This window comes from Streptomyces humicola (assembly GCF_024436035.1).
GTDB classification, from domain to species: domain Bacteria; phylum Actinomycetota; class Actinomycetes; order Streptomycetales; family Streptomycetaceae; genus Streptantibioticus_B; species Streptantibioticus_B humicola.
The window spans coordinates 133,993-155,977 of the sequence record NZ_JANFNG010000014.1 but is presented as its reverse complement, the minus strand read 5'-3'; the positions used below and the strand labels follow the sequence as shown (position 1 = coordinate 155,977).

Annotated in this window: 22 protein-coding genes; 15 read left to right on the top strand and 7 right to left on the bottom strand. The window is 71.3% G+C overall.

Features of this window, described 5'->3' with window-relative positions; translation table 11 throughout:
- Positions 1 to 7: 7 nt before the first annotated feature.
- On the top strand, positions 8 to 508 hold the full coding sequence (gene tsaE / locus NGB36_RS19105; protein ID WP_255921538.1) for a tRNA (adenosine(37)-N6)-threonylcarbamoyltransferase complex ATPase subunit type 1 TsaE: 501 nt from the start codon (positions 8 to 10) through the stop codon (positions 506 to 508).
- 129 nt (positions 509 to 637) lie between these two features.
- Positions 638 to 832 carry a hypothetical protein gene (locus NGB36_RS19100; protein ID WP_255921537.1) on the top strand — a complete coding sequence of 65 codons (195 nt, stop codon included), beginning with the start codon at positions 638 to 640 and terminating at the stop codon, positions 830 to 832.
- A gap of 23 nt (positions 833 to 855) precedes the next feature.
- Here the strand turns inward: NGB36_RS19100 and NGB36_RS19095 are convergent, their stop codons facing one another.
- Entirely contained in the window at positions 856 to 1,416 is a 561-nt protein-coding gene (locus NGB36_RS19095; protein ID WP_255921536.1) for a hypothetical protein, read from the bottom strand.
- A gap of 113 nt (positions 1,417 to 1,529) precedes the next feature.
- Between NGB36_RS19095 and tsaB the strand changes: the two genes are divergently transcribed.
- From tsaB to NGB36_RS19075, 4 genes are read left to right on the top strand one after another with little or no spacing between them, the layout of a single operon-like run.
- Positions 1,530 to 2,192, top strand: a complete 663-nt coding sequence (gene tsaB / locus NGB36_RS19090; protein WP_255921535.1) for a tRNA (adenosine(37)-N6)-threonylcarbamoyltransferase complex dimerization subunit type 1 TsaB — start codon at positions 1,530 to 1,532, stop codon at positions 2,190 to 2,192.
- A gap of 17 nt (positions 2,193 to 2,209) precedes the next feature.
- Complete coding sequence (gene rimI / locus NGB36_RS19085; protein ID WP_255921556.1) at positions 2,210 to 2,674, top strand: ribosomal protein S18-alanine N-acetyltransferase; 465 nt, start codon at positions 2,210 to 2,212, stop codon at positions 2,672 to 2,674.
- Positions 2,667 to 3,740, top strand: coding sequence for a tRNA (adenosine(37)-N6)-threonylcarbamoyltransferase complex transferase subunit TsaD (gene tsaD / locus NGB36_RS19080; protein WP_255921534.1), 1,074 nt, complete (start codon positions 2,667 to 2,669; stop codon positions 3,738 to 3,740). Before rimI ends, tsaD begins: the two co-directional genes overlap by 8 nt.
- Positions 3,737 to 4,012, top strand: coding sequence for a hypothetical protein (locus tag NGB36_RS19075; RefSeq protein WP_255921533.1), 276 nt, complete (start codon positions 3,737 to 3,739; stop codon positions 4,010 to 4,012). Before tsaD ends, NGB36_RS19075 begins: the two co-directional genes overlap by 4 nt.
- On the opposite strand, the gene NGB36_RS19070 is transcribed toward NGB36_RS19075, so the two are convergent.
- A complete protein-coding gene (locus NGB36_RS19070) occupies positions 3,924 to 5,195 on the bottom strand; it encodes a THUMP-like domain-containing protein (RefSeq protein WP_255921532.1) in 1,272 nt (423 codons plus the stop codon). The genes NGB36_RS19075 and NGB36_RS19070 overlap by 89 nt on opposite strands.
- Positions 5,196 to 5,424: 229 nt before the next feature.
- Here NGB36_RS19070 and groES point away from each other — a divergent pair, with 229 nt between their 5' ends.
- A complete protein-coding gene (groES, locus tag NGB36_RS19065; protein ID WP_255921531.1) occupies positions 5,425 to 5,733 on the top strand; it encodes a co-chaperone GroES in 309 nt (102 codons plus the stop codon).
- 115 nt (positions 5,734 to 5,848) lie between these two features.
- Positions 5,849 to 7,477 carry a chaperonin GroEL gene (gene groL / locus NGB36_RS19060; protein WP_255921530.1) on the top strand — a complete coding sequence of 543 codons (1,629 nt, stop codon included), beginning with the start codon at positions 5,849 to 5,851 and terminating at the stop codon, positions 7,475 to 7,477.
- A gap of 77 nt (positions 7,478 to 7,554) precedes the next feature.
- Here groL and NGB36_RS19055 read toward each other — a convergent pair whose 3' ends face one another.
- Genes NGB36_RS19055 through NGB36_RS19045 form a run of 3 tightly spaced genes read right to left on the bottom strand, consistent with a single transcriptional unit; the run spans position 7,555 to position 10,202 of the window.
- The gene (locus NGB36_RS19055) at positions 7,555 to 8,328 is read right to left on the bottom strand and encodes an SDR family NAD(P)-dependent oxidoreductase (RefSeq protein ID WP_255921529.1); all 774 of its coding nucleotides are present in this window, start codon (positions 8,326 to 8,328) and stop codon (positions 7,555 to 7,557) included.
- Positions 8,329 to 8,337: 9 nt separating this feature from the next.
- The gene (locus NGB36_RS19050; protein ID WP_255921528.1) at positions 8,338 to 8,994 is read right to left on the bottom strand and encodes an MOSC domain-containing protein; all 657 of its coding nucleotides are present in this window, start codon (positions 8,992 to 8,994) and stop codon (positions 8,338 to 8,340) included.
- On the bottom strand, positions 8,991 to 10,202 hold the full coding sequence (locus tag NGB36_RS19045) for an aminotransferase class V-fold PLP-dependent enzyme (protein ID WP_255921527.1): 1,212 nt from the start codon (positions 10,200 to 10,202) through the stop codon (positions 8,991 to 8,993). The genes NGB36_RS19050 and NGB36_RS19045 overlap by 4 nt, the downstream gene beginning before the upstream one ends.
- A gap of 45 nt (positions 10,203 to 10,247) precedes the next feature.
- Between NGB36_RS19045 and NGB36_RS19040 the strand changes: the two genes are divergently transcribed.
- Positions 10,248 to 11,174 (top strand): LysR family transcriptional regulator, encoded by a 927-nt coding sequence (locus NGB36_RS19040; protein WP_255921526.1) that lies wholly within the window; start codon positions 10,248 to 10,250, stop codon positions 11,172 to 11,174.
- 189 nt (positions 11,175 to 11,363) lie between these two features.
- Here the strand turns inward: NGB36_RS19040 and NGB36_RS19035 are convergent, their stop codons facing one another.
- Positions 11,364 to 11,669 (bottom strand): WhiB family transcriptional regulator, encoded by a 306-nt coding sequence (locus NGB36_RS19035; protein WP_255921525.1) that lies wholly within the window; start codon positions 11,667 to 11,669, stop codon positions 11,364 to 11,366.
- A gap of 532 nt (positions 11,670 to 12,201) precedes the next feature.
- Between NGB36_RS19035 and NGB36_RS19030 the strand changes: the two genes are divergently transcribed.
- The 6 genes from NGB36_RS19030 (at position 12,202) to NGB36_RS19005 (ending at position 20,575) form a co-directional block, all read left to right on the top strand.
- A complete protein-coding gene (locus NGB36_RS19030) occupies positions 12,202 to 12,813 on the top strand; it encodes a response regulator transcription factor (protein WP_003948568.1) in 612 nt (203 codons plus the stop codon).
- A gap of 600 nt (positions 12,814 to 13,413) precedes the next feature.
- Positions 13,414 to 14,040, top strand: a complete 627-nt coding sequence (locus NGB36_RS19025; RefSeq protein ID WP_308288881.1) for a sigma-70 family RNA polymerase sigma factor — start codon at positions 13,414 to 13,416, stop codon at positions 14,038 to 14,040.
- 132 nt (positions 14,041 to 14,172) lie between these two features.
- Positions 14,173 to 15,675, top strand: coding sequence for an IMP dehydrogenase (guaB, locus tag NGB36_RS19020; protein WP_255921524.1), 1,503 nt, complete (start codon positions 14,173 to 14,175; stop codon positions 15,673 to 15,675).
- 93 nt (positions 15,676 to 15,768) lie between these two features.
- On the top strand, positions 15,769 to 16,896 hold the full coding sequence (locus NGB36_RS19015) for a GuaB3 family IMP dehydrogenase-related protein (protein ID WP_255921523.1): 1,128 nt from the start codon (positions 15,769 to 15,771) through the stop codon (positions 16,894 to 16,896).
- A 199-nt stretch (positions 16,897 to 17,095) separates the two neighbouring features.
- Positions 17,096 to 18,334 carry a rod shape-determining protein gene (locus NGB36_RS19010; RefSeq protein ID WP_255921522.1) on the top strand — a complete coding sequence of 413 codons (1,239 nt, stop codon included), beginning with the start codon at positions 17,096 to 17,098 and terminating at the stop codon, positions 18,332 to 18,334.
- Between the two features lie 51 nt (positions 18,335 to 18,385).
- Positions 18,386 to 20,575 carry a DUF6049 family protein gene (locus tag NGB36_RS19005; RefSeq protein WP_255921521.1) on the top strand — a complete coding sequence of 730 codons (2,190 nt, stop codon included), beginning with the start codon at positions 18,386 to 18,388 and terminating at the stop codon, positions 20,573 to 20,575.
- Positions 20,576 to 20,580: 5 nt separating this feature from the next.
- Here the strand turns inward: NGB36_RS19005 and NGB36_RS19000 are convergent, their stop codons facing one another.
- A complete protein-coding gene (locus tag NGB36_RS19000; protein WP_255921520.1) occupies positions 20,581 to 21,858 on the bottom strand; it encodes a nucleotide sugar dehydrogenase in 1,278 nt (425 codons plus the stop codon).
- Positions 21,859 to 21,985: the final 127 nt, after the last annotated feature.

Here is a 21,985-nt window from a genome sequence, read left to right as displayed (position 1 = left end):
CGAAGGCATGAGCAGCACGACACAGGAGCAGGCACGGATCACCGTCAAGACCGCGGACGGCATGCGGGAGCTGGGACGGCGCCTCGCCGCCATGCTGCACCCGGGTGATCTGGTGCTGCTCAGCGGGGAGTTGGGCGCCGGGAAGACGACGCTGACCCGCGGACTCGGGGAAGGGCTCGGCGTCCGCGGGGCGGTGACCTCGCCGACGTTCGTGATCTCGCGCGTGCACCCGTCGCTGACCGGTGGGCCGGCACTGGTCCATGTGGACGCCTATCGCCTCTCCGGCGGCCTCGACGAGATGGAGGACCTCGACCTCGACGTGTCGCTCGCGGAGTCGGTCGTCGTCGTGGAGTGGGGCGAGGGCAAGGTCGAGGAGCTGTCGGACGAGCGGCTGCACGTGCTGATCGAACGGGGGATGGGCGAGGATGCCGATGATGTGCGCGAGGTCCGGGTCATCGCGGTCGGGGCGCGCTGGGAGGGCGTCGACCTGACACCGCTCGCCGTGTGACCGCCGGGTGATTCGTCTCTTCCGCCAACTTTCCGACAGCGCGTCGGCAAGATGTTGCACGGCGGGTGCCGGGCGTGTTCTGCTGGAGTGGAAAGAGATCGTCCTGGCTGCTGTCCCCAGGAGGCGCACATGTCAGCCGACGACCGGTCCGCACCGGCGCCGGAACCCGAGCAGCCCGCGGAGGGCAACGCCGCGCCGTCGATGAGCGCGCTGCTCGCCGCGGGGCAGGCTGCGCATGCCGTCTGCACGCCTCCTGCGGCCCCGGGAGAGCGCGCTGAGAACCATGAGGAGCTGGACGGCCCGGGGCGCCGGAACGCTGCTTAGACGCCGCTCAGAGGCTCGGGGGCTCAGGGAACGACGACGACCTTCGCGCCGAGCAGGGCGAAGTGCCACATCGCATCGCCGTCAGCCGGCTTCTCCCGGACGCCACCGGTGCGCCTCGCCGGGTCCGGAGTCGGCATCGAACCGTTGACGGCGGCGCTGAAGCCGATCGTCGTCCCGCCGACGGACCCGAACCGCACCACGTGCTCGACGGCCACCCCGTCCGTGCCCGTGACGCGGTCGGAGCGCGAGGTGACGGCGTACGTACCGGGCTGGGGCGACACCGAACCGGGCACGACGGTGAAGCTGCGTTCGGTCCGGCCGTCCGTGCCCACCAGCCACACGCGCTTCTGCGCGAGCGAGTAGACGACGCGCCTGCCCTCGCCGGAAGCGCTCGGCAGCCCGGCGGCCTTGCCGGAGGGGGTGCTCGACGGCGAGGCGGATGGACGGGCGCCGGCGGTCGCCAGGGCGCGTGCCTTTCCGTTGTGGTCGGGCGAGGCCGAGGCCTGCCAGGCGAGCACGCCGATGACGGCCAGCGCGCCCGCGGTCAGCGCGGCCACGATGGTGCCGGAGGCGATCCTAGCCATGCGGTGACGTTAGCACTGGGCTTGCCTGATGAGCTGTTTTTCCAGGCCGTCGGTCCGTTGCCGTGACCACTCGGATCACGGAGCATCACCGCAACGGCCGTAGGCTGTGAACCGTGCTGCTCCTCGCCTTCGACACCGCCACTCCCGCCGTCACCGCCGCCGTCCACGACGGGACCACCGTGCTGGCCGAGTCGACGAGTATCGACGCCCGCCGCCACGGTGAGCTGCTGATGCCCGCGGTGGACCATGTGCTGCGGGAGGCGGGCGTGCGGCTCGACGCCGTGACCGGCATCGTCGTCGGCGTCGGCCCCGGACCGTACACGGGGCTGCGCGTCGGTCTGGTGACCGCCGCCGCCTTCGGGGACGCACTCGGCATCCCCGTCCACGGTGTGTGCACCCTCGACGGCCTCGCCTACGCGGCGGGGGTGGCCGGTCTCGGCGGCCCGTTCGTCGTGGCGACGGACGCACGGCGCAAGGAGGTCTACTGGGCCCGCTACGACGGCCCGCGGACCCGTGCCACCGGTCCCGCCGTCGACCGTCCGGGTGACATCGCCGCGGAGGTGGCCGGGCTCCCCGTGGTCGGCGCCGGTGCCGCGCTCTACCCCGAGGTGTTCGCCGACGTCCGTCCGCCCGCCGACCAGTCCGCGGGCGCGCTGGCGGCGCTCGCGGCCGCGAAGCTCGCCGACGGTGAGGAGTTCCTGCCGCCGCTTCCGCTGTATCTGCGGCGCCCGGACGCCCAAGTGCCCGCGGCGTACAAGGCGGTACTTCCCAAGTGACGGTCGTGCTGCGCGAGATGCGCTGGTGGGACATCGAGCCGGTGATGGCGATCGAGCAGGAGCTGTTCCCGGACGACGCGTGGTCGCGCGGGATGTTCTGGTCGGAGCTCGCCGGCGCCCGGCACCCCGCGGCCACGCGCTACTACGTCGTCGCGGAGCAGGACAGTCGCCTGATCGGGTATGCCGGGCTCGCGGCTGTCGCCGGTATGGGTGATGTCCAGACGATCGCTGTGGCCCGCGAGGAGTGGGGCACCGGCCTCGGCGCGCGGCTGCTCACCGATCTGCTGCGCCAGGCCGGTGCGTTCGAGTGCCGTGAGGTGCTGCTCGAGGTGCGGGTCGACAACACGCGCGCGCAACGCCTCTACGAGCGCTTCGGCTTCGAGCCGATCGGCTTCCGGCGAGGCTACTACCAGCCGGGCAACGTCGACGCGCTCGTCATGCGCCTTGCTACTGATCACGAAGAAGGAAAGATCCATGGCTGACGAACCGCTGGTTCTCGGGATCGAGACCTCCTGCGACGAGACCGGGGTCGGCATCGTGCGCGGGCACACGCTGCTCGCCGACGCGGTGGCGTCGAGCGTCGATGAGCACGCCCGGTTCGGCGGTGTGGTGCCGGAGGTGGCCAGCCGGGCGCATCTGGAGGCGATGGTCCCCACGATCCAGCGGGCCCTGAAGGAGGCGGGCCTCGCAGCGAGCGATCTGGACGGGATCGCGGTCACCGCGGGCCCGGGGCTTGCGGGCGCGCTGCTGGTCGGCGTGTCGGCGGCGAAGGCGTACGCGTACGCGCTGGGCAAGCCGCTCTACGGCGTCAACCACCTCGCGTCGCACATCTGCGTCGACCAGTTGGAGCACGGCGCGCTGCCGGAGCCGACGATGGCGCTGCTGGTCTCCGGCGGGCACTCCTCGCTGCTGCTCGCGCCCGACATCACCTCCGACGTGCGCACTCTCGGTTCGACCATCGACGATGCGGCGGGCGAGGCGTTCGACAAGGTGGCGCGGGTGCTGGGGCTCGGCTTCCCCGGCGGTCCCGTCGTCGACAAGCGGGCGAGGGAGGGCGACCCGCAGGCGATCCGCTTCCCGCGCGGTCTGACCGGCTCGCGGGACCCGCTGTACGACTTCTCGTTCTCCGGCCTGAAGACGGCGGTCGCCCGGTGGGTCGAGGAGCGGCGGCGCGAGGGCGTGGAGGTGCCGGTCGCGGATGTGGCCGCGTCCTTCCAGGAGGCCGTCACCGACGTGCTCACGCGCAAGGCGATCCGCGCCTGCCGGGACAACGGCGTCGACCACCTGATGATCGGCGGCGGGGTCGCGGCCAACTCGCGGCTGCGCTCGATGGCCCAGGAGCGCTGCGCCGACGCGGGCATCGAGCTGCGCGTGCCGCGGCCGAAGCTGTGCACGGACAACGGGGCGATGGTGGCCGCGCTCGGTGCCGAAATGGTGGCGCGGAATGTCGCACCGTCCTCCTTGGACCTGCCCGCGGATTCCTCGTTGCCGGTGACCGAGCCGCACATCCCGGGGACGGGCGCCGACGCGGGGCACGTGCACCGATGACGGTCGCGTTGATGTGGGAGGCGCGCGCGGCGGAGGGCCGCGGCGCCGAGCTGCTGGAGTGGGTGCGCGGTCAGCGGCTTCCGGGCGTCCGGCCGCTGCGCAGTGAGACGTTCGCGGCGCCGGGCGACCGCGTGCTCGTCATCACGTGGTGGGACGGTTCGTACGACGCCGATGTCCCCGAACTTACCGATCCACCAGGGGAGTTGGTGCGGCGCCCGGTGCACCGCTGGCGGTTCGAGTCGTTGGGACAGCCTGCGCCAGCAGCATGGTAGGGGCGCCTGCGACGCGGGTGAGGACGACGACACAGGAGTTCGGGCCGTCGAGCTTGAGCTTCCTGCGGAGCTCGTCGGGTTCGACGGCCGAGCCGCGCTTCTTGATCACGGCGGTGCCGATGCGGCGTTCGCGCAGCAGCGCCTTGAGCTTCTTGAGGTTGAACGGGAGCGTGTCGGTGATCTCGTAGGCCGTGGCGTACGGGGTTGCGCGCAGCTCGTCGGAGGTGATGTACGCGATCGTCTCGTCGATGAGCCGGCCGTCCAGGTGTGCGGCGGCCTCGGCGACCAGGTGGGCGCGGATCACGGCGCCGTCCGGCTCATAGAGGTAGCGGCCGACGGGGCCGACGGCGGGGGCCGGCAGGCCCGCCGAGGTGAGGCCGGCGCTGCTGGGGAGCAGCGTCGCCCGTATGGAATCGTCCGTGCCGAACCACAGCACGGCTTCCTTCACGTCACCCGCGTACGAGACCCATTCGGGCGCCGCGTCCTCGGGGACGGCCTCGTGCGGGATGCCGGGGGCGACCTTGATCGCGGCGTGCGGGAGCGTGCGGGCCGCCTCGACCGCCCATGACAGCGGGGGCGAGTACGCCTCGGGATCGAAGATCCGCCCGCCCGTCGCCCGCCACCGCCCTTCTGCGGAAGCGCTTCGCGCCTTCTTTTCGCGTCCGCCGCGTCGTGCGGGGTCGGTGAACAGCGCGTCGTACGGCGCCGTGTCGACCTGGGTGACGTCCGCGCACCGCACCTCGATCAGGCCGTCGAGCCCGAGCGCCTGCGCGTTGGCGCGGGCGACGGCGCAGGTGAGTTCGGAGCGGTCGACGGCGAGGACCTCGATGCCGGCTCGGGCCAGCGCGATCGCGTCGCCGCCGATGCCGCAGCACAGGTCGGCGAGGCGCCGCACCCCCAGGGCGGCGAACCGTGCGGCGCGGTGCTCGGCGACTGCGGTGCGCGTCGCCTGCTCGACGCCGTCCGGGGTGAAGTACATCCGGTATGCGTCGTCGCCGAACTTCGCCGCCGCCCGCTGCCGCAGCCGCGCCTGTCCGAGCGCGGCCGAGACGAGTGCGGCGGGGTGCTCGCGCCGCAGCCGGGTCGCCGTGGCGAGTTCGTCGGCGGGGTCGTGGTGGCGCAGCGAGGCGAGCAGCGCCTGCCCCTCGTCGTCCAGGAGCGCGGAGAACGCGTCGAGATCCACTCGCCCATTCTCGCAGCGCCGCTCACCGGACCGGACACGCCGCAGGAGCGGTTCATTGGCACTCTGGTTGACTGAGTGCTAGGCGCGTCATAGTCTCGCTACTGGCACTCTCCAAGAGGGAGTGCCAGAACAGCGACGAGGCAGATCCGGCACCCGCGACGACGGATCTACCAGGTCGCCACCCCAAGACACACACTCCCGTGAGCTCTCCGAAGGGGGAGGTCGGATCGTGACGACCGCCAGCACCAAGGTTGCCATCAAGCCGCTTGAGGACCGCATTGTGGTCCAGCCGCTCGACGCCGAGCAGACCACGGCCTCGGGCCTGGTCATTCCGGACACTGCCAAGGAGAAGCCCCAGGAGGGCGTCGTCCTGGCCGTGGGCCCGGGCCGCTTCGAGGACGGCAAGCGCATCGAGCTCGACGTCAAGGTCGGCGACGTCGTGCTGTACAGCAAGTACGGCGGCACCGAGGTGAAGTACAACGGCGAGGAGTACCTCGTCCTCTCGGCGCGCGACGTTCTCGCGATCGTCGAGAAGTAATCCTGATTCCGGCGCATACGCAAGTGCCGTGACCCTGCCCCGGGTTTTCCGCGTCATCCGACCGGGGACCCGGGGCGTGGTCGTTGACGTGGAGAAGACGAGGTAGCACGCAGGTATGTCCAAGATCCTGAAGTTCGACGAGGACGCCCGCCGCGCCCTGGAGCGCGGCGTCAACAAGCTTGCCGACACGGTGAAGGTGACGATCGGCCCCAAGGGCCGCAACGTCGTCATCGACAAGAAGTTCGGCGCACCCACCATCACCAACGACGGTGTGACCATCGCCCGCGAGGTGGAGGTCGAGGACCCGTACGAGAACCTCGGCGCCCAGCTGGTGAAGGAGGTGGCGACCAAGACCAACGACATCGCGGGTGACGGCACCACCACCGCCACCGTGCTCGCCCAGGCCCTGGTCCGCGAGGGTCTGCGCAACGTCGCCGCGGGCGCCTCCCCGGCCGCCCTGAAGCGCGGCATCGACGCGGCCGTCAAGGCCGTCGCCGACGACCTGGTCGCCACCGCGCGCCCGATCGACTCCAAGGCCGACATCGCCGCCGTGGCTGCGCTGTCCGCGCAGGACCAGCAGGTCGGCGAGCTGATCGCCGAGGCCATGGACAAGGTCGGCAAGGACGGTGTCATCACCGTCGAGGAGTCCAACACCTTCGGCCTGGAGCTGGACTTCACCGAGGGCATGGCCTTCGACAAGGGCTACCTGTCCCCGTACATGGTCAGCGACCAGGAGCGGATGGAGGCCGTCCTCGAGGACCCGTACATCCTGATCCACCAGGGCAAGATCTCCGCCATCGCGGACCTGCTGCCGCTGCTTGAGAAGATCATCCAGGCCAACTCCAGCAAGCCGCTGCTGATCGTCGCCGAGGACGTCGAGGGCGAGGCGCTGTCGACGCTGGTCGTCAACAAGATCCGTGGCACGTTCAACGCCGTCGCGGTCAAGGCCCCCGGCTTCGGTGACCGCCGCAAGGCGATGCTCGGCGACATGGCGACCCTCACCGGCGCCACCGTGGTCGCCGAGGAGGTCGGCCTCAAGCTCGACCAGGTCGGCCTGGACGTGCTCGGCTCCGCCCGCCGCGTGACCGTCACCAAGGACGACACGACGATCGTCGACGGCGCCGGCGACAGGGCCGACGTCGAGAGCCGTATCGCCCAGATCAAGTCCGAGATCGCCACCACCGACTCCGACTGGGACCGCGAGAAGCTCCAGGAGCGGCTGGCGAAGCTGGCGGGCGGCGTGTGCGTGATCCGCGTCGGCGCGGCCACCGAGGTCGAGCTGAAGGAGCGCAAGCACCGCTTGGAGGACGCGATTTCCGCGACCCGTGCCGCGGTCGAGGAGGGCATCGTCTCCGGTGGCGGCTCCGCGCTGGTGCACGCCGCGAAGGTGCTCACCGAGGGCCTGGGCAAGACCGGCGACGAGGCCACGGGTGTCGCGGTCGTGCGGCGCGCGGTGGTCGAGCCGCTGCGCTGGATCGCCGAGAACGCGGGCCTCGAGGGCTACGTCATCACCTCCAAGGTCGGCGAGCTGGAGAAGGGCCACGGCTTCAACGCCGCGACCGGCGAGTACGGCGACCTGGTCAAGGCCGGCGTCATCGACCCGGTGAAGGTCACCCGCTCCGCGCTGGAGAACGCCGCGTCGATCGCCTCCCTGCTGCTCACCACCGAGACCCTGGTGGTCGAGAAGAAGGAGGAGGAGCCGGCCGAGGCTGCCCACGGCCACGGTCACGGCCACGCCCACTGACCGACCTCCGGTCGGACCGGTACGACACAGGGCGGGCACCCCGAGGGGTGCCCGCCCTTGCCGCGTTCGGCGAACCCTCAGCGGGGGCCGAAGCGGCGGCCCGCCGTGCTGGAGACGCGGCCGAACGCCCCGCTCGGAGCCACCTTCGCCAGCCCGACGGCCACCTTGTAACGGAGGTCGGGCACGCTGACGACGCGGCCCCGCGCCAGGTCGCGGATCGCGGTCGCCACGACCTTGTCGGCGTCGAGCCACGCCCAGCCGGGGATGCCGTCGACGTTCATGCCGGCGCGCTCGTGGAACTCCGTCCGCACGAAGCCGGGGCACAACGCCAGCAACCGCACACCACTGCCCGCCAGATCACGCGCCGCACCCTGCGTGAAGCTCACCACCCACGCCTTCGTCGCCGCGTACGTGCCGCGCGGCACGAACGCCGCCACCGACGCGACGTTGATCACGAAGCCGCGGCCGCGATCGCGCATCGCCTGCGTCGCAGCAGTCGTCAGCCGCAGCACCGCCTCGCAGTGCACCTTGAGCATCGTCAGTTCGTCGGCGAACGGGGCGTCCGGATAGGTGCCGCGGATGCCGAATCCCGCGTTGTTCACCAGCACGTCGACCGGCCTGTCACGGTCCGCGAGACGCGCCTCTACGGCCGCGATCCCGTCGTCGGTCGACAGGTCGGCGGCGAGGACCTCGACGTGCACTCCGTGATCACGGCGCAGCTGTGCCGCTTGGTCGTCGAGCCGTTTCGTGTCGCGTGCCACGAGCACGAGCCGGTGCCCGTCGCTCGCCAGCCGCCGGGCGAAGGCCGCGCCGATCCCTGCCGTCGCCCCCGTGATGAGTGAGGTGGTCATGGACGAAGGCTAGTCGGCCTGCCCGAGCCGCTTGCGTACCCTGGCCCTGTCCTCCTCGGGGAGGGCGTCGACGCCCAGCAGCCGGGTGAGCAGCTCCGGCTCGCCGGTGAGCGCGCGGAAGACGACGGAGATGCTCACGTCGTGATCGGGCCGGTCGAGCACCGTGATCTCGTCCCCCGCCCGGATCTCGCCGGGGCTGATCACCCGGAGGTACGCACCCGGCAGCGCCGCCTGCGTGAACCGTTTGATCCAGCCCTCCTCTTCCATCCAGCCTTGGAAGGTGCCGCACGGGATGCGCGGGCAGGAGACCTGGAGCACCACGTCGGCACCGATCCGCCAGTGCTCGCCGATCAGCGCGCCATTGACGTCGAGTCCGCTGGTGGTGAGGTTCTCGCCGAACATCCCGTTGGACAGGCCACGGCCCAACTCCCGTTCCCAGCCGTCGAGATCCTCACGCGCGTATGCATAGACCGCCTGCTGATCACCCCCGTGATGCTGCACGTCGTAGACCCGGTCGCCCGCCAGGCCGACCGCTCCCGTGCCCTTGGGCCCCGGTGCGCTCACCGCCACCGGTCCCGTCACCGGGCACTTGTCGATCCCGGTGTGCCTCAGGCCCTTCCACGGATTGGGGCGTGGGGCGCCGATGTTGACCGAGACAAGCCTCATCGTTCAACGGTACGTCGCAGACCTCCGAGGACGTCCAGTGCTTTATCGACGTCGGCCGCCGAGTTGTACAGGTGGAAGGAGGCCCGCAGATGCCCCGCCCGTGGTGAGACCAGCACCCCGGCCCGGGCGAGCTGCGCCGCGGCGTCGCCGAGCCCGCGCACTGCGACGATCGGCGAGTCGCCGGCGCCGCCCTGCGCGTACCCGATTCCCAGCTCGTCGAGCCCGGCGCGGAACCGCCCGGCCAGCGCCGTGTCATGGGCGCCGATCCGCTCCACCCCTGTCTCCTCGATCAGCGCGAGCGACTGCTCCGCGGCGACGTAGGGGATATAGGGCGGCGATATGTCGAACCGCCGTGCCGAGTCGGCGAGTTCGGCCACGGGGCCGTAGGTGCTCAGCCACGGGTCCGCGCCGGCCGACCAGCCCGCGAAGATCGGCGCCAGCTCGTCCGCGGCGGATTCGCCGACCACCAGGAAGGAGACCCCGCGTGGGCAGAGCAGCCACTTGAACGCCCCGACCACCACGTAGTCGTACAGGGCGGCGTTCATCGGCCGCCAGCCCACCGACTGGGTGGCGTCGATCAGCGTGCGTGCACCGTGCCTGGCAGCCGCTTCCCGTATCGCGGCGAGATCGGCGACTCGGCCGTCGGCGGACTGCACGACGCTGACGGCGACCAGCGACGTGCCCCCGCGCACCTCGTCGGCGATGCTCTCCAACGGCACCACGCGCAGCTTCAGATCGCGGCGGACGGCGAACGGGTTCACCAGCGAGCTGAAATCCCCCTCGGCGGCGAGGACCTCGGCCCCCGGCGGCAGTGCGGAGGCGATCAGTCCGACGTGCACGGAAACCGCCGAGCCGACCGCGACCCGTTCGACCGGGACGGAGACTAACCGCGCGAAGGACGCCCGCGCCGCGGTGACGGCCGGCTCGTATGCCGACTGGTCGGCGACGGTCCAGGCGTCGACCGCCCGCCGCAGGGCCACCGCAGCCCTCGCCGGACCGAGCCCGGCGGACGCGGTGTTGAGGTACGCCACCCCCGGTGGCGCGGTCGCCGAGCGGGCCGAATGGGTCGAGTCGGTCAAGTGGGTGGAGTGGGTCGAGCGCGTCGAAGGAGCGGTGTACGGCTGCGTCTGCGAAGGGAACTCGGAGCCCCCCAGGCTCTCCAGGCTGTCCATGGTCCCAGCCTGCACCCCGCCTATCTGAAAGTCCATGAAAATTTCTGGCACTTAACCCTAAGGAGTGCTTATAGTCGACACATGATCGAGGCTCGGCATCTGCGGGTGTTCCGCGCGGTCGCCAAGACCGGCTCCTTCTCCGCGGCGGCGCGCAGGCTCGGCTGCACGCAGCCCGCCGTCAGCCAGCAGATGAGGGCTCTGGAGCAGTCGGTCGGCACCCCGCTGCTGGTGAGGACGGGCCGCGAGATGCGCCTCACCGAAGCGGGGGAGTCCCTTGCCCGCCATGCCGTCGGCATCCTCGCCGGTCTCACCGCCGCGGAGGAGGAGCTCGCCGCGATCGCCGGGCTGCGCGCCGGTCGGGTGCGGCTGGTGTCGTTCCCCTCGGGCAACTCGGTGCTGGTGCCGACTGCGCTCGCCGAGATGCGTGCCGAACACCCCGCCGCCCAGATCTCGCTGGTCGAGGCGGAGCCGCCGCAGTCGGTCGAGATGCTGCGCGCCGGCGACTGTGAGATTGCGCTCGCCTTCCGTTACCTGGACATGCCGGCTGCGGCGGCCGAGAGCGCCGAGGACGAGTGGGGCGACCTGGTGGTGCGCCCGCTCCTCACCGACCGGCTGGTCGGCCTGTTCCCCTCCCGGCACCGGTTTGCGGAGGAGGCGCAGGCCGGGCGTCCGTTGGAGATGGCGGAGCTCGCCGAGGAGCAGTGGATTGCAGGCTGTCCGCGCTGCCGCCGTCACCTGGTGGCGGTGTGCGAGGGGGCGGGATTCACCCCCCGCATCGACTTCGCCACCGACGACTACCCGGCGGTGGCGGGCCTGGTCGGTGCGGGGCTCGGCGTGGCGATGCTGCCGGAGCTCGCGCTCGAATCCGTTCACCCGAAGGGCGTGACGTTCGCCGAAGTGCGGCCGGCCGTGCGGCGTGAGGTGGTGGCGCTGACCCTGCCCGATCTGGCGAGGGTGCCTGCGGTCGAGGCGATGCTGGAGCAGCTGGTGCACGCGGCGCGTCGGTGACCGGCCCGGAGCCGGCCCGGCTCCGGCCCGGCTCCGGCCGGAGTCGTCGGAGCGCTCGGCCGCAGCGCGGCCGCATCCCGCTGCGCACCCCCGCAGGTGCGAAGCCATGGGTGGCGGATTGCGAAAATCGGATTATGGAAACCGGAGTGCAGAAACGATTCTTCGTCGGTGCGTGAGTGCTCGCGGTGCTCAGTTGTTCTGGTTGCTCATTACCCGGTTGCGAGAGCGCCCCATCATCTCCTCACGCTCGTCCTCGGTGAGGCCGCCCCATACGCCGTAGGGCTCGCGGACCGCCAGCGCATGCGCCGCGCACTCCACACGCACGGGGCAGCGCATACACACCTCCTTGGCCGCGGCCTCGCGTGAGCTGCGGGCTGCGCCGCGCTCGCCCTCGGGGTGGAAGAACAGCGAGCTGTCGACGCCGCGGCACGCGGCCACCAGTTGCCAGTCCCACAGGTCGGCGTTGGGGCCAGGGAGTCGGGAGAAGTCTGCCATTGCTCATCTCCTCGAGAGATCTGCCGGATCCGGATCGCTGCCGACGGGACGCAGACCCGCGGCCGGACACAATCAGTGTCTAACTGGATGTAAATATGACTCTTCGCAAATCTAGCGCTCGACAACCGCGTTCGGTAAGAAATGCCGCCAAACAGTTCAAAAACTGGACATCACGCCCACGGGTCGGCCTCTGGCCGGCCCCGCTGCCGTCCCCGTTCGGCCCCTGGTCAGGGCCCTGTCCGGCCCTGGCGGCGCCCCCGCGCAGCCGTCGTGTGCGCCCGATGTGCATCCGGGCGCGACGGGATGCGCCACTTCGCGGTGCGGTGGAGCTGATCTGTGTCGGTGTGATCACGTAGAGTGTCGGGTGCGGCTGCCAAACTCCGTAACTCTTTCGAGTGAGCGTCGTTGAGAGTGCGGAGGTGGTTGGACGGCAGGCAAATCGGGCACATGCCCGACGCCGTCAGCCCCACCGGTGACGATTCGTACCAGCCTGGAGGCTCAACGTGAAGCGGATCAGCTGCGGAGGGCGGTCATGACATCCGTCCTCGTCTGCGACGACTCCCCGCTTGCCCGAGAGGCGCTTCGCCGTGCGGTCGCGACCGTGCCCGGCGTCGAGCGCGTGACGACGGCGGCCAACGGCGAGGAAGTCCTCCGCCGCTGGGGCGCCGACCGCTCCGACCTCATCCTGATGGACGTCCGGATGCCTGGTCTCGGCGGTGTCGAGACGGTACGGCGGCTGCTGTCCGCCGACCCCGGCGCCCGCATCATCATGCTCACCGTCGCCGAGGATCTCGACGGAGTGGCGCTCGCCGTGGCCGCAGGCGCCCGCGGCTACCTGCACAAGGACGCCTCGCGCGCCGAGCTGCGCGCCACGGTCACGCAGGCGCTCGCCGACCCGACATGGCGGCTCGCCCCGCGCCGGTTGCGCTCGGCCGAGATGGGCGCGGCGCCCACCCTCACCGCGCGCGAGATCCAGGTGCTCGAAGGGATGAGCCACGGCCGTTCCAACGCCGAGATCGGCCGCGAGCTGTTCCTGTCCGAGGACACCGTCAAGACGCACGCCCGGCGGCTGTTCAAGAAGCTGGGCGCATCCGACCGGGCGCACGCGGTGGCACTCGGCTTCCGCTGGGGCCTGGTCCGCTGAGGACGGCTCCATGTGCGGCCGTGCCCGGGGAGCCCCGGGAATCGCCGTCCAGCCCAGGGCTTGTCGGGGACGGGCGGCGATGTCCTGGTCGGCATCCCGGGCGGTGCGGACGACAGCGCGGGTGACGGCGCCGGCGACGCGGCGAGCGACGCTGATGACGGCGCCGGCGACATCGCCGGCGCGCTGCGACGTGTCCGTCGTCACGCTCTTCGGGCGAGCGCGTCACCCCGCTACGTTCCGGATGCCCGTGCGAGGACGCATGCTTGGGGTATGGACTTCCTCGGGGACGAGCGGCAGCGCGCGGGCGGGTCGGCGCGGGTGGCGGGAGACAGTCGGGAGGGGCAGCGGGTGAGCGGCATGACGGCTACGGCCTCCGTGAGGGCCGCGCTCCCGACGTCGCCGGCCTCGCCGATCGCACCGACGGCAGACACCGCGGCCGCCGCACCGGCCACCGCGCCGCACTCACCTGCATCCTCAGCGGCGTCCGCCCCGGCATCGCGGCCCCACACGGTGCCGTCGCGGACCGGGTCGCATAACGCTTCGGGGTACAAGTCGGGACGCGGTGCCACGGACGCCAGAGCGACCAGGCACCATGGAGCGGTGCGCGACGACGAGAACGCGGCCGGGCAGGCCATCGGAGCCCTCGTGCGCCGTGCCGTAGCCGGCGACGAGCAGGCCACGCATGACCTGCTCGCCCATGTGCATCCGCTCGCGCAGCGCTACTGCCGCACGAGACTGTCCCGGCTGCCCGGCGACGCACGGCACTTCGTGGAGGATCTCGCCCAGGAGGTCTGTCTCGCGGTGCTGTGCGCGCTGCCCCGCTACCGAGACCAGGGGCGCCCCTTCGAGGCGTTCGTCTTCGCCATCGCCTCGCACAAGGTCGCCGATCTGCAGCGCTCCGCCATGCGCGGGCCCGGCTCCACGGCCGTTCCCTCCGAGGACCTGCCGGAGAAGCCGGACGACTCGCTCGGGCCCGAGGAGCGCGCGGTGCTCAGCAGCGACGCCGAGTGGGCCAAGGCGCTGCTGGCCAATCTGCCCGCAACCCAGCGCGAACTGGTGCTGCTGCGGGTCGCCGTCGGGTTCACGGCCGAGGAGACCGGCCAGATGCTCGGGATGTCGCCGGGTGCGGTGCGAGTCGCGCAGCACCGGGCGCTGAGCAGGCTGCGGGCGCTGGCCGAACAGGCGGAGGCCATGCGGGCGGAGGACGCCTCCGGGCTGAGCGCGTAGCCGCCGGGACCGTGCTCCGGCCGTGCCCGGTCGCGCTCCGCCCGTGGTCCGGAACCGCCGCGGGCCGATAGCACGCCAAACCCCAGTACCATGGGATGCCACGCCGGGCAAGACCTCAGTGGGGATGGTGTCATGACTGCGAACGCCGACGGAGTGGCCGAGAAGTTCGGTTTCCTCGGGCTCACCTACGACGACGTGCTGCTGCTCCCTGGGGCGTCGGACATGGCACCGGACGAGATCGACACCTCGACGCGCGTCTCGAAGAACGTACGGGTGAACATCCCGCTGATCTCGGCGGCGATGGACAAGGTAACCGAGGCCCGGATGGCCATCGCGATGGCCCGCCAGGGCGGTGTGGGCGTGCTCCACCGCAATCTCTCCATCGTTGACCAGGCCAACCAGGTCGACCTCGTCAAGCGCTCCGAGTCCGGCATGGTCACCGACCCGATCACCGTGCACCCGGACGCCACCCTCGCCGAGGCCGACCAGCTGTGCGCCAAGTTCCGCATCAGCGGCGTCCCGGTGACGGACGTGGCGGGCAAGCTGCTCGGCATCGTCACCAACCGCGACATGGCCTTCGAGCTGGACCGCAGCCGTCAGGTGCGCGAGGTCATGACGCCGATGCCGCTGGTCACCGGCAGGGTCGGGATCTCGGGCCACGACGCGATGCAGCTGCTGCGCCGCCACAAGATCGAAAAGCTGCCGCTCGTCGACGACGAGGGCGTCCTCAAGGGCCTGATCACGGTCAAGGACTTCGTCAAGGCGGAGAAGTACCCCAACGCCGCCAAGGACAAGGAGGGCAGGCTGCTCGTCGGCGCGGCCGTCGGCGTCACGGGCGACGCGTTCGAGCGTGCCCAGGCGCTGATCGAGGCGGGTGCCGACTTCATCGTCGTCGACACGGCCCACGGCCACTCCAGGCTGGTCGGCGACATGGTCGCGAAGATCAAGTCGAATGCGGCGGTCGATGTGATCGGTGGCAACGTCGCCACGCGCGTCGGCGCGCAGTCGCTGATCGACGCGGGCGCGGACGGGATCAAGGTCGGTGTCGGCCCCGGCTCGATCTGCACCACGCGTGTGGTCGCCGGCATCGGCGTCCCGCAGGTCACCGCGATCTACGAGGCGGCGCTCGCCGCCAAGCAGGCCGGTGTCCCGGTGATCGGCGACGGCGGCCTGCAGTACAGCGGCGACATCGCCAAGGCGCTCGTCGCCGGCGCGGACACGGTGATGCTCGGCTCGCTCCTGGCGGGATGCGAGGAGTCGCCCGGCGAACTGCTGTTCATCAACGGCAAGCAGTTCAAGTCGTACCGCGGCATGGGTTCTCTCGGCGCCATGCAGTCGCGCGGCGACCGCAAGTCCTTCTCCAAGGACCGCTACTTCCAGGAGGGCGTGGGCGGCGACGACAAGCTCGTCCCCGAGGGCATCGAGGGCCAGGTGCCCTACCGCGGGCCGCTGTCCGCGGTGGTCCACCAGCTCGTCGGCGGCCTGCGTCAGTCGATGTTCTACGTCGGCGGCCGCACGGTGCCGGAGCTGCAGGAGCGCGGCCGCTTCGTGCGCATCACCGCCGCGGGGCTGAAGGAGAGCCACCCGCACGACATCCAGATGACCACCGAGGCGCCCAACTACCACGTGGGCTGAGCAGCCCGGCTGCGACGAGGGGGGTACGCATGCGTACCCCCCTCAGCCACGCCCTGGGATACTGGACGCGCAGGCCACGAAGAAAGGCGAACAGTGACTGAGATCGAGATCGGGCGGGGCAAGCGCGGCCGCAGGGCCTACGCATTCGACGACATCGCCGTCGTCCCGAGCCGGCGCACCCGGGACCCCAAGGAGGTCTCGATCGCCTGGCAGATCGACGCCTACCGCTTCGAGCTGCCCTTCCTGGCCGCGCCCATGGACTCGGTGGTCTCCCCCGAGACTGCCATCCGCATCGGCCGTCTCGGCGGCCTCGGCGTGCTCAACCTCGAAGGGCTGTGGACGCGCTACGAGGACCCCGAGCCGCTGCTCGCCGAGATCGCCGAGCTGGACGACACGTCGGCGACGCGCCGGCTGCAGGAGATCTACGCGGCTCCCATCAGGGAGGAGCTGATCGGCCAGCGGATCAAGGAGGTGCGCGAGTCGGGCGTGGTCACGGCGGCAGCGCTTTCGCCGCAGCGCACGGCGCAGTTCTCCAAGGCCGTCGTGGACGCGGGCGTCGACCTCTTTGTAATCCGCGGGACGACGGTCTCCGCCGAGCACGTCTCCGGCGCGCACGAGCCGCTCAACCTCAAGCAGTTCATCTACGAGCTGGACGTGCCGGTGATCGTGGGCGGCTGCGCCACCTACACGGCAGGGCTGCACCTGATGCGTACCGGCGCGGCCGGCGTCCTCGTCGGCTTCGGCGGCGGCTCCGCACACACCACCCGCAATGTCCTCGGCATCCAGGTGCCGATGGCGACCGCGGTCGCCGATGTCGCCGCGGCCCGCCGCGACTACATGGACGAGTCGGGTGGCCGCTATGTGCATGTCATCGCGGACGGTGGCTTCGGAGCCAGCGGCGATCTGCCGAAGGCGTTCGCGTGCGGCGCGGACGCGGTGATGATGAGCTCGCCGCTCGCGCGGGCCACGGACGCCCCCGGCCGCGGTTTCCACTGGGGCATGGAGGCGGTCCATGAGGAGCTGCCGCGCGGCAAGCGGATGAACCTCGGATCGGCGGGGACGACGGAGGAGATCCTGCTCGGCCCCTCGCACGCGCCGGACGGGTCGATGAACCTCTTCGGCGCGCTGCGGCGCGCGATGGCCACGACCGGCTACTCGGATCTGAAGGAGTTCCAGCGGGTCGAGGTCACGGTGGCGCCGGTCGCCGCCAAGAACCGCTGAGAAGAACCCACTGAGAAGAACCCACTGAGAAGGCCGCCGCTGAGAAGGCCGCCGCGCGAACGGTGCTGACGCACCGCCACCGACCAGGCGTACAGGGCCCCGGACTCGCCGAGTCCGGGGCCCTGGCCGTGCGCGATCGGGCGACCGGATGCCGTGGCAACCATCAGATAAATACGACTATGAGTAATAATCATGTGTTATGGCGCAAAAGAAGTCGTTCTCCGGACGCGGCATGGGCATCGACCTCGGCACCGCGAACACATTGGTGTACGTCAAAGGCGAAGGGATCGTGCTCAACGAGCCGTCAGTGGTGGCCGTGAACGCGGTCGACGGCGAGGTGGTCAGCGTCGGCCGCGACGCGAAGCGCACGATCGGCCGAACGCCCTCGCACATCGTCGCCCTCCGCCCGATGCGGGACGGAGTGATCGCCGACTTCGACATGGCCGAGCGGATGCTTGCGTACTTTGTGCGGAAGGTGGCCGGCACCCGCCGCTTCAACCGGCCGACGGTGGTGATCTGCGTGCCGTCCGGCATCACCGGCGTCGAGCGGCGTGCGGTCGTCGAGGCCGCAATGGGGGCGGGCGCGCGCCAGGTCCACCTCATCGAGGAGCCGATGGCGGCGGCGATCGGCGCCGGGCTGCCGGTGAACGAGCCGACGGGGTCCATGGTCGTCGACATCGGCGGCGGAACGACCGAGGTCGCCGTGGTCTCGATGGGCGGGGTCGTGGCGGCGCGGTCCGTCCGGACGGCGGGCGACGCCATCGATGCGGCCATCGTGAGCCACGTCAAGCGTGAGCACTGCCTGCTGATCGGCGAGCGGACGGCGGAGGAGCTGAAGGCGACGATCGGTTCGGCCTCTCCGGTCGGCTACTGGTCGGACGAGTTGCGCCGCCTGGACCGGGAGATCGAGCGGGACAGCGCGGCGGAGGCCGGCGCCGGGTCCGCGGGCGAGGATGCCGTCCGCGTACGGCTCGACGACACGGACACGGACGCAGGCACAGGCACAGACTCCGGCAGCGACGGCGGGATCGAAGGGATCACGCAGAGCCTGCTGCCTCCCGACCGCTGCCGCATCCGCGGACGGGACCAGGTCAGCGGGCTGCCCAAGACCCTCGACATCGGCGCCGACGAATTGCGGCAGGCGATCGCCGAGCCGGTCGACGCGATCGTCCACGCCGTCCGGCACACCCTGGACACCTGCCCGCCCGAACTGGCGGGGGACATCATGGAACGAGGAGTCGTCCTGACCGGCGGTGGCGCTCTGCTGCGTGGGCTCGACGTACGCCTCAGGCAGGAGCTGGACGTCCCCGTGCTGGTCGCCGCGGAGCCGCTGCACTGCGTGGCCGTCGGCGCGGGCAAGTGCGTCGAGGAGTACGGCACATACCGGCCCGTCCTCGAGGCGCAGCCACACCGCCTGGCCGCGGCCCGCCTTGGGTGACGAGCGCATCCGATCGGCGGTCGCAGGCGTGTAGGCAATCAGGAGGAGGGGGTGCGCGGGCAGGTGCCGGATCGAGGACGGTGGGCAGCGGGGGCGCTACGTCATGCCCTGCGCGCCGCCGTCACGGCCCTGGTCGTCGCCCTGCTCGCGCTCGCCCTGCCGCTGTCGGCCGGCGCGACAGGGCGGTCCGCCGGTCCGTCCGCCGGTCCGACCGGCGGTACGTCGTCCACGGGTGATGCCCCGGGCCAGGCCCCCTACCCCGTGGGGGTGACGCTCTCGACGCTCACCCCCGCAGCGCCGCAGCAGAGCGACACCCTCACCGTCACCGGCACGCTGGACAACCACGGCGCCCGCCAGATCGTGGGCGCCCACCTGGGCGTGCGGATCGACGAGGGCGGTGAGATCGGCCATGTCGAGCCGCTCGCCTCCCTCACCCCTGGCCAGAGCCTTCCGTTCACGTTGAAGGTCCCGGTCTCGGCCCTCGGCCTCACCGCAACGGGCGACTACCGGTTCGCGGTGGACCTCGTCGGGTCCGACGGCCGCGTGCTGGGCCTCGCCGCAACCGAGCTGCCCTGGTATCCCTCGGGCGCGGGCAGCTCCAACCCCAGCGGCGGCAAGCCTCTGAACGTAGCCGTGGTGTGGCCCGTGACCGACACCCCGCACCTGGAGGCGGTTTCGCTCGGTGAGGGCGCTGCCGCACAGCCGGTGTTCCGTGACGACGACCTCGCCACCGAGTTGGCGGTCGGCGGCAGACTCCAGCAGGTGGTGGCGGCGGGCGCTGGCCTGTCGGTCACCTGGACGGTCGATCCGGCGCTGCTGGACGAGGCGAAGGCGATGACTCGCGGCTATCGCGTCGCCAGGACGCCGGACAGCAGCGATCCGCGGGACAGCGTCCAGGGCACCGGGGGTAAGGCCGCTGCCGCCTGGCTGGCCGCAGCCAGGAGCGCGGTGGCCGGGCGTGACGTCGTCGCGCTGCCGTACGCCGACCCGGACCTGGCCTCGATCGCGCATCACGCGCCTGGCGACGCGGCGTTGCTGGGGGTGCTGGGGAGCTCGGTGCAACAGGCGGGGACGGCTGCCCGGGACGTGCTGGGCGTTCCGGGCAGCATGCACGTCCGCACCGATGTGGCGTGGCCGTACGGCGGGGCGCTCGACACCTCCGTCACCGCACTGGCGGAACGTTTCGGCCTGAAGACCTTCATCGCCTCTGGCGAGGGCCTGTCCACGGGGACGACGCAGCCGCAGGTCCGGCTCGGCGGAGGGGCGACCGCGCTGGTCGCCGAGCCCGCGACGCGTGCCGTGCTCTCGCGCGACCTGTCCGGCGACGGCGATCAGCTGATCGCACGGCAGCAGCTCCTCGGTGATCTGCTCAAGACCCAGCAGCGCGAACCGCAGCACCCGGGCGGCATCGTCGTGGAACCGCCCCGGCAGATGCCCGCTGAGACCGCGACGGTGCTCTCCGAGGCGTTGCGCGCCGCGCAGGCCGCCGGGTTCGTCAAGCTCGTCGGGCTCGGCCAGGTGGGGTCCGGACCGTCCGCCGATGCCCGGCCGGCTCTGCCGTCGGCGCAGGTGGCAGGCGCCACCGACTATCCGGAGGGGCTGAGCGAAAGCGAGCTGACCCGCTCCCAACTGGGGACGGTTGCGGGAGTGCAGCCGGACCTGGAGAAGCTGACGCAGGTGCTCTCCGACTCCTCACCGATCACCGATGCGGTGCACCGGGCGATGCTGCGGGCGGTCTCCAACGGGTGGCGCGGTGACCGCCAGGACGCCACCTCGTACGGGGGCGGTGTGGAGGCATACGTCGATGCGTCGATTGCCTCCGTCCACCTGCTGCAGAAGCGCGGCACCATCACCGTGGCGGGCAATTCGGCGTCGGTCCCGGTCACCGTCGCCAACGGGCTGCAGCAGCCGCTCGCCGGGCTCGAACTGCGCGTCACCTCCAGTGCGCCGCAACGGCTGATCGTCGTCACCCCGCGTACGGCGGTGCAGGCCCCCGCGGCCGCCAACCATACCGAGCAGGTACACGTCACGGCGCACGCCAACGGCCCGGTACGGGTCACCGCGCAGCTCTACACCACCGTCAACGGGCGGCCGTGGGGCGATCCGATGACGTTCCAGGTCAACATCAGCAAGGTGTCGGCGGGCGCCATCACGATCGTGGTGGGCGGCGTGGTGCTCGTTCTGCTCGCGGGGGTGTGGAAGATGCGTCAGGCGCGACGCAAGCATCAGCGGGAGCCGTAGGCACATCACAGCCGGGCGGCGACACCCGCCGGAACCGCCCCACGGGTGTCGAGCAGCAACTGCGCCTTGACGGCAAGCCCCTGCAGGTCGTAAGTGCGATGGTGCTGCAGCAGCACCGTCAGGTCCGCGTCGGCGGCAGCCTCCCACAGCGAGTCGGCGCGCTCCACGGTCCGCCCGCAGATCCGCCATTCGGGCACGTACGGATCGTGGTAGCTCAGGGCAGCGCCCAACTCCAGCAGCCGGGCACCGATCTCACGCGCTGGTGCGCCCTCCTGGTCGCCGAGATCCGCCTTGTAGGTGACGCCGAGCAGCAGGACGCGGGCACCGCGCACCGACTTGCCGTGCTCGTTGAGCAGCGCCGCGCAGCGCTGGACGACATAGCGCGGCATGCCTTCATTGACCTCCCGTGCCAGCTCCACCAGCCGCAGCGGTCGCAGCTGACGGCCCGGGGCGGTGCTCTGGCGGCTCTGGTGGGGCGGGCGGTTGGGGTCGACCGGAATGCTGTGGCCGCCGACGCCGGGGCCGGGACGGAACGCCTGGAAGCCGAAGGGCTTGGTCTCGGCGCACCGGATCACGTCCCACAGGTCGATGCCGGCGTCGTGGCAGAAGACGGCCATCTCGTTGGCGAGTGCGATGTTGACGTGCCGGTAGTTGGTCTCCATCAGCTTGACCGCCTCGGCCTCGCGCGTGCCGCGGGTGCGCACCACGCGCTCGCAGATGCGGCTGTAGAAGGCGGCGGCGGCCTCGGTGCAGGCGGGGGTGAGGCCGCCGATGACCTTGGGAGTGTTGGCGACGGTGTAGACGCGGTTGCCGGGGTCGAGGCGGGTGGGGGAGTACGCGAGGTGGAAGTCGCGGCCGGCCCGCATGCCGGAGCCCTCTTCGAGGATCGGCCGCAGGAATTCCTCGGTGGTGCCGGGGCAGGCGGGCGATTCCAGGATGACGGTGGAGTGCGGGCGCAGCTGGGCGGCGAGGGTGCGGGCGGCGTCGCCGACGGCGGTCAGGTCCGGGCTGCGGTCTTCCCCGAGCGTGGTGGGTGCGCAGATCACGGCGGTGCGGGCCCTGCCAAGCCCGGCGGGGTCGCCGCTGGCGCGGAAGCCGCCGGCCACCATGCGCCGCACGTCGGAGGCGCTGAAGCCTTCGAGTGTCGGCCGGCCGGCGTTGAGGCCGTCTACGGTCGCCTGGTCGGTGTCGTAGCCGAAGACGCCGATGCCGGCGCTGGTGGCGGCCTGGGCGAGGGGCAGTCCGAAGTGGCCGAGGCCGATGACGGCGAGGTCCGAGGGCATGATGGTCAGTCCCCTCCCGGAGGTCGGAGGTTCAGTCTGAGGACTCCGCGCATGTCACGAGTCCCGAATGAGTCCATTTAAGGCTAAGCAGACATATGACTGATATTTAGTATTGGATGCGGCGTGT

Bases quoted from the DNA above. Each gene is read 5' to 3' on its own strand.
- tsaE (WP_255921538.1), top strand. From the start codon at position 8: ATGAGCAGCACGACACAGGAGCAGGCACGGATCACCGTCAAGACCGCG.
- NGB36_RS19100 (WP_255921537.1), top strand. From the start codon at position 638: ATGTCAGCCGACGACCGGTCCGCACCGGCGCCGGAACCCGAGCAGCCC.
- NGB36_RS19095 (WP_255921536.1), bottom strand. From the start codon at position 1,416: ATGGCTAGGATCGCCTCCGGCACCATCGTGGCCGCGCTGACCGCGGGC.
- rimI (WP_255921556.1), top strand. From the start codon at position 2,210: ATGCGCTGGTGGGACATCGAGCCGGTGATGGCGATCGAGCAGGAGCTG.
- tsaD (WP_255921534.1), top strand. From the start codon at position 2,667: ATGGCTGACGAACCGCTGGTTCTCGGGATCGAGACCTCCTGCGACGAG.
- NGB36_RS19075 (WP_255921533.1), top strand. From the start codon at position 3,737: ATGACGGTCGCGTTGATGTGGGAGGCGCGCGCGGCGGAGGGCCGCGGC.
- groL (WP_255921530.1), top strand. From the start codon at position 5,849: ATGTCCAAGATCCTGAAGTTCGACGAGGACGCCCGCCGCGCCCTGGAG.
- NGB36_RS19055 (WP_255921529.1), bottom strand. From the start codon at position 8,328: ATGACCACCTCACTCATCACGGGGGCGACGGCAGGGATCGGCGCGGCC.
- NGB36_RS19050 (WP_255921528.1), bottom strand. From the start codon at position 8,994: ATGAGGCTTGTCTCGGTCAACATCGGCGCCCCACGCCCCAATCCGTGG.
- NGB36_RS19045 (WP_255921527.1), bottom strand. From the start codon at position 10,202: ATGGACTTTCAGATAGGCGGGGTGCAGGCTGGGACCATGGACAGCCTG.
- NGB36_RS19040 (WP_255921526.1), top strand. From the start codon at position 10,248: ATGATCGAGGCTCGGCATCTGCGGGTGTTCCGCGCGGTCGCCAAGACC.
- NGB36_RS19035 (WP_255921525.1), bottom strand. From the start codon at position 11,669: ATGGCAGACTTCTCCCGACTCCCTGGCCCCAACGCCGACCTGTGGGAC.
- NGB36_RS19030 (WP_003948568.1), top strand. From the start codon at position 12,202: ATGACATCCGTCCTCGTCTGCGACGACTCCCCGCTTGCCCGAGAGGCG.
- guaB (WP_255921524.1), top strand. From the start codon at position 14,173: ATGACTGCGAACGCCGACGGAGTGGCCGAGAAGTTCGGTTTCCTCGGG.
- NGB36_RS19010 (WP_255921522.1), top strand. From the start codon at position 17,096: ATGGCGCAAAAGAAGTCGTTCTCCGGACGCGGCATGGGCATCGACCTC.
- NGB36_RS19000 (WP_255921520.1), bottom strand. From the start codon at position 21,858: ATGCCCTCGGACCTCGCCGTCATCGGCCTCGGCCACTTCGGACTGCCC.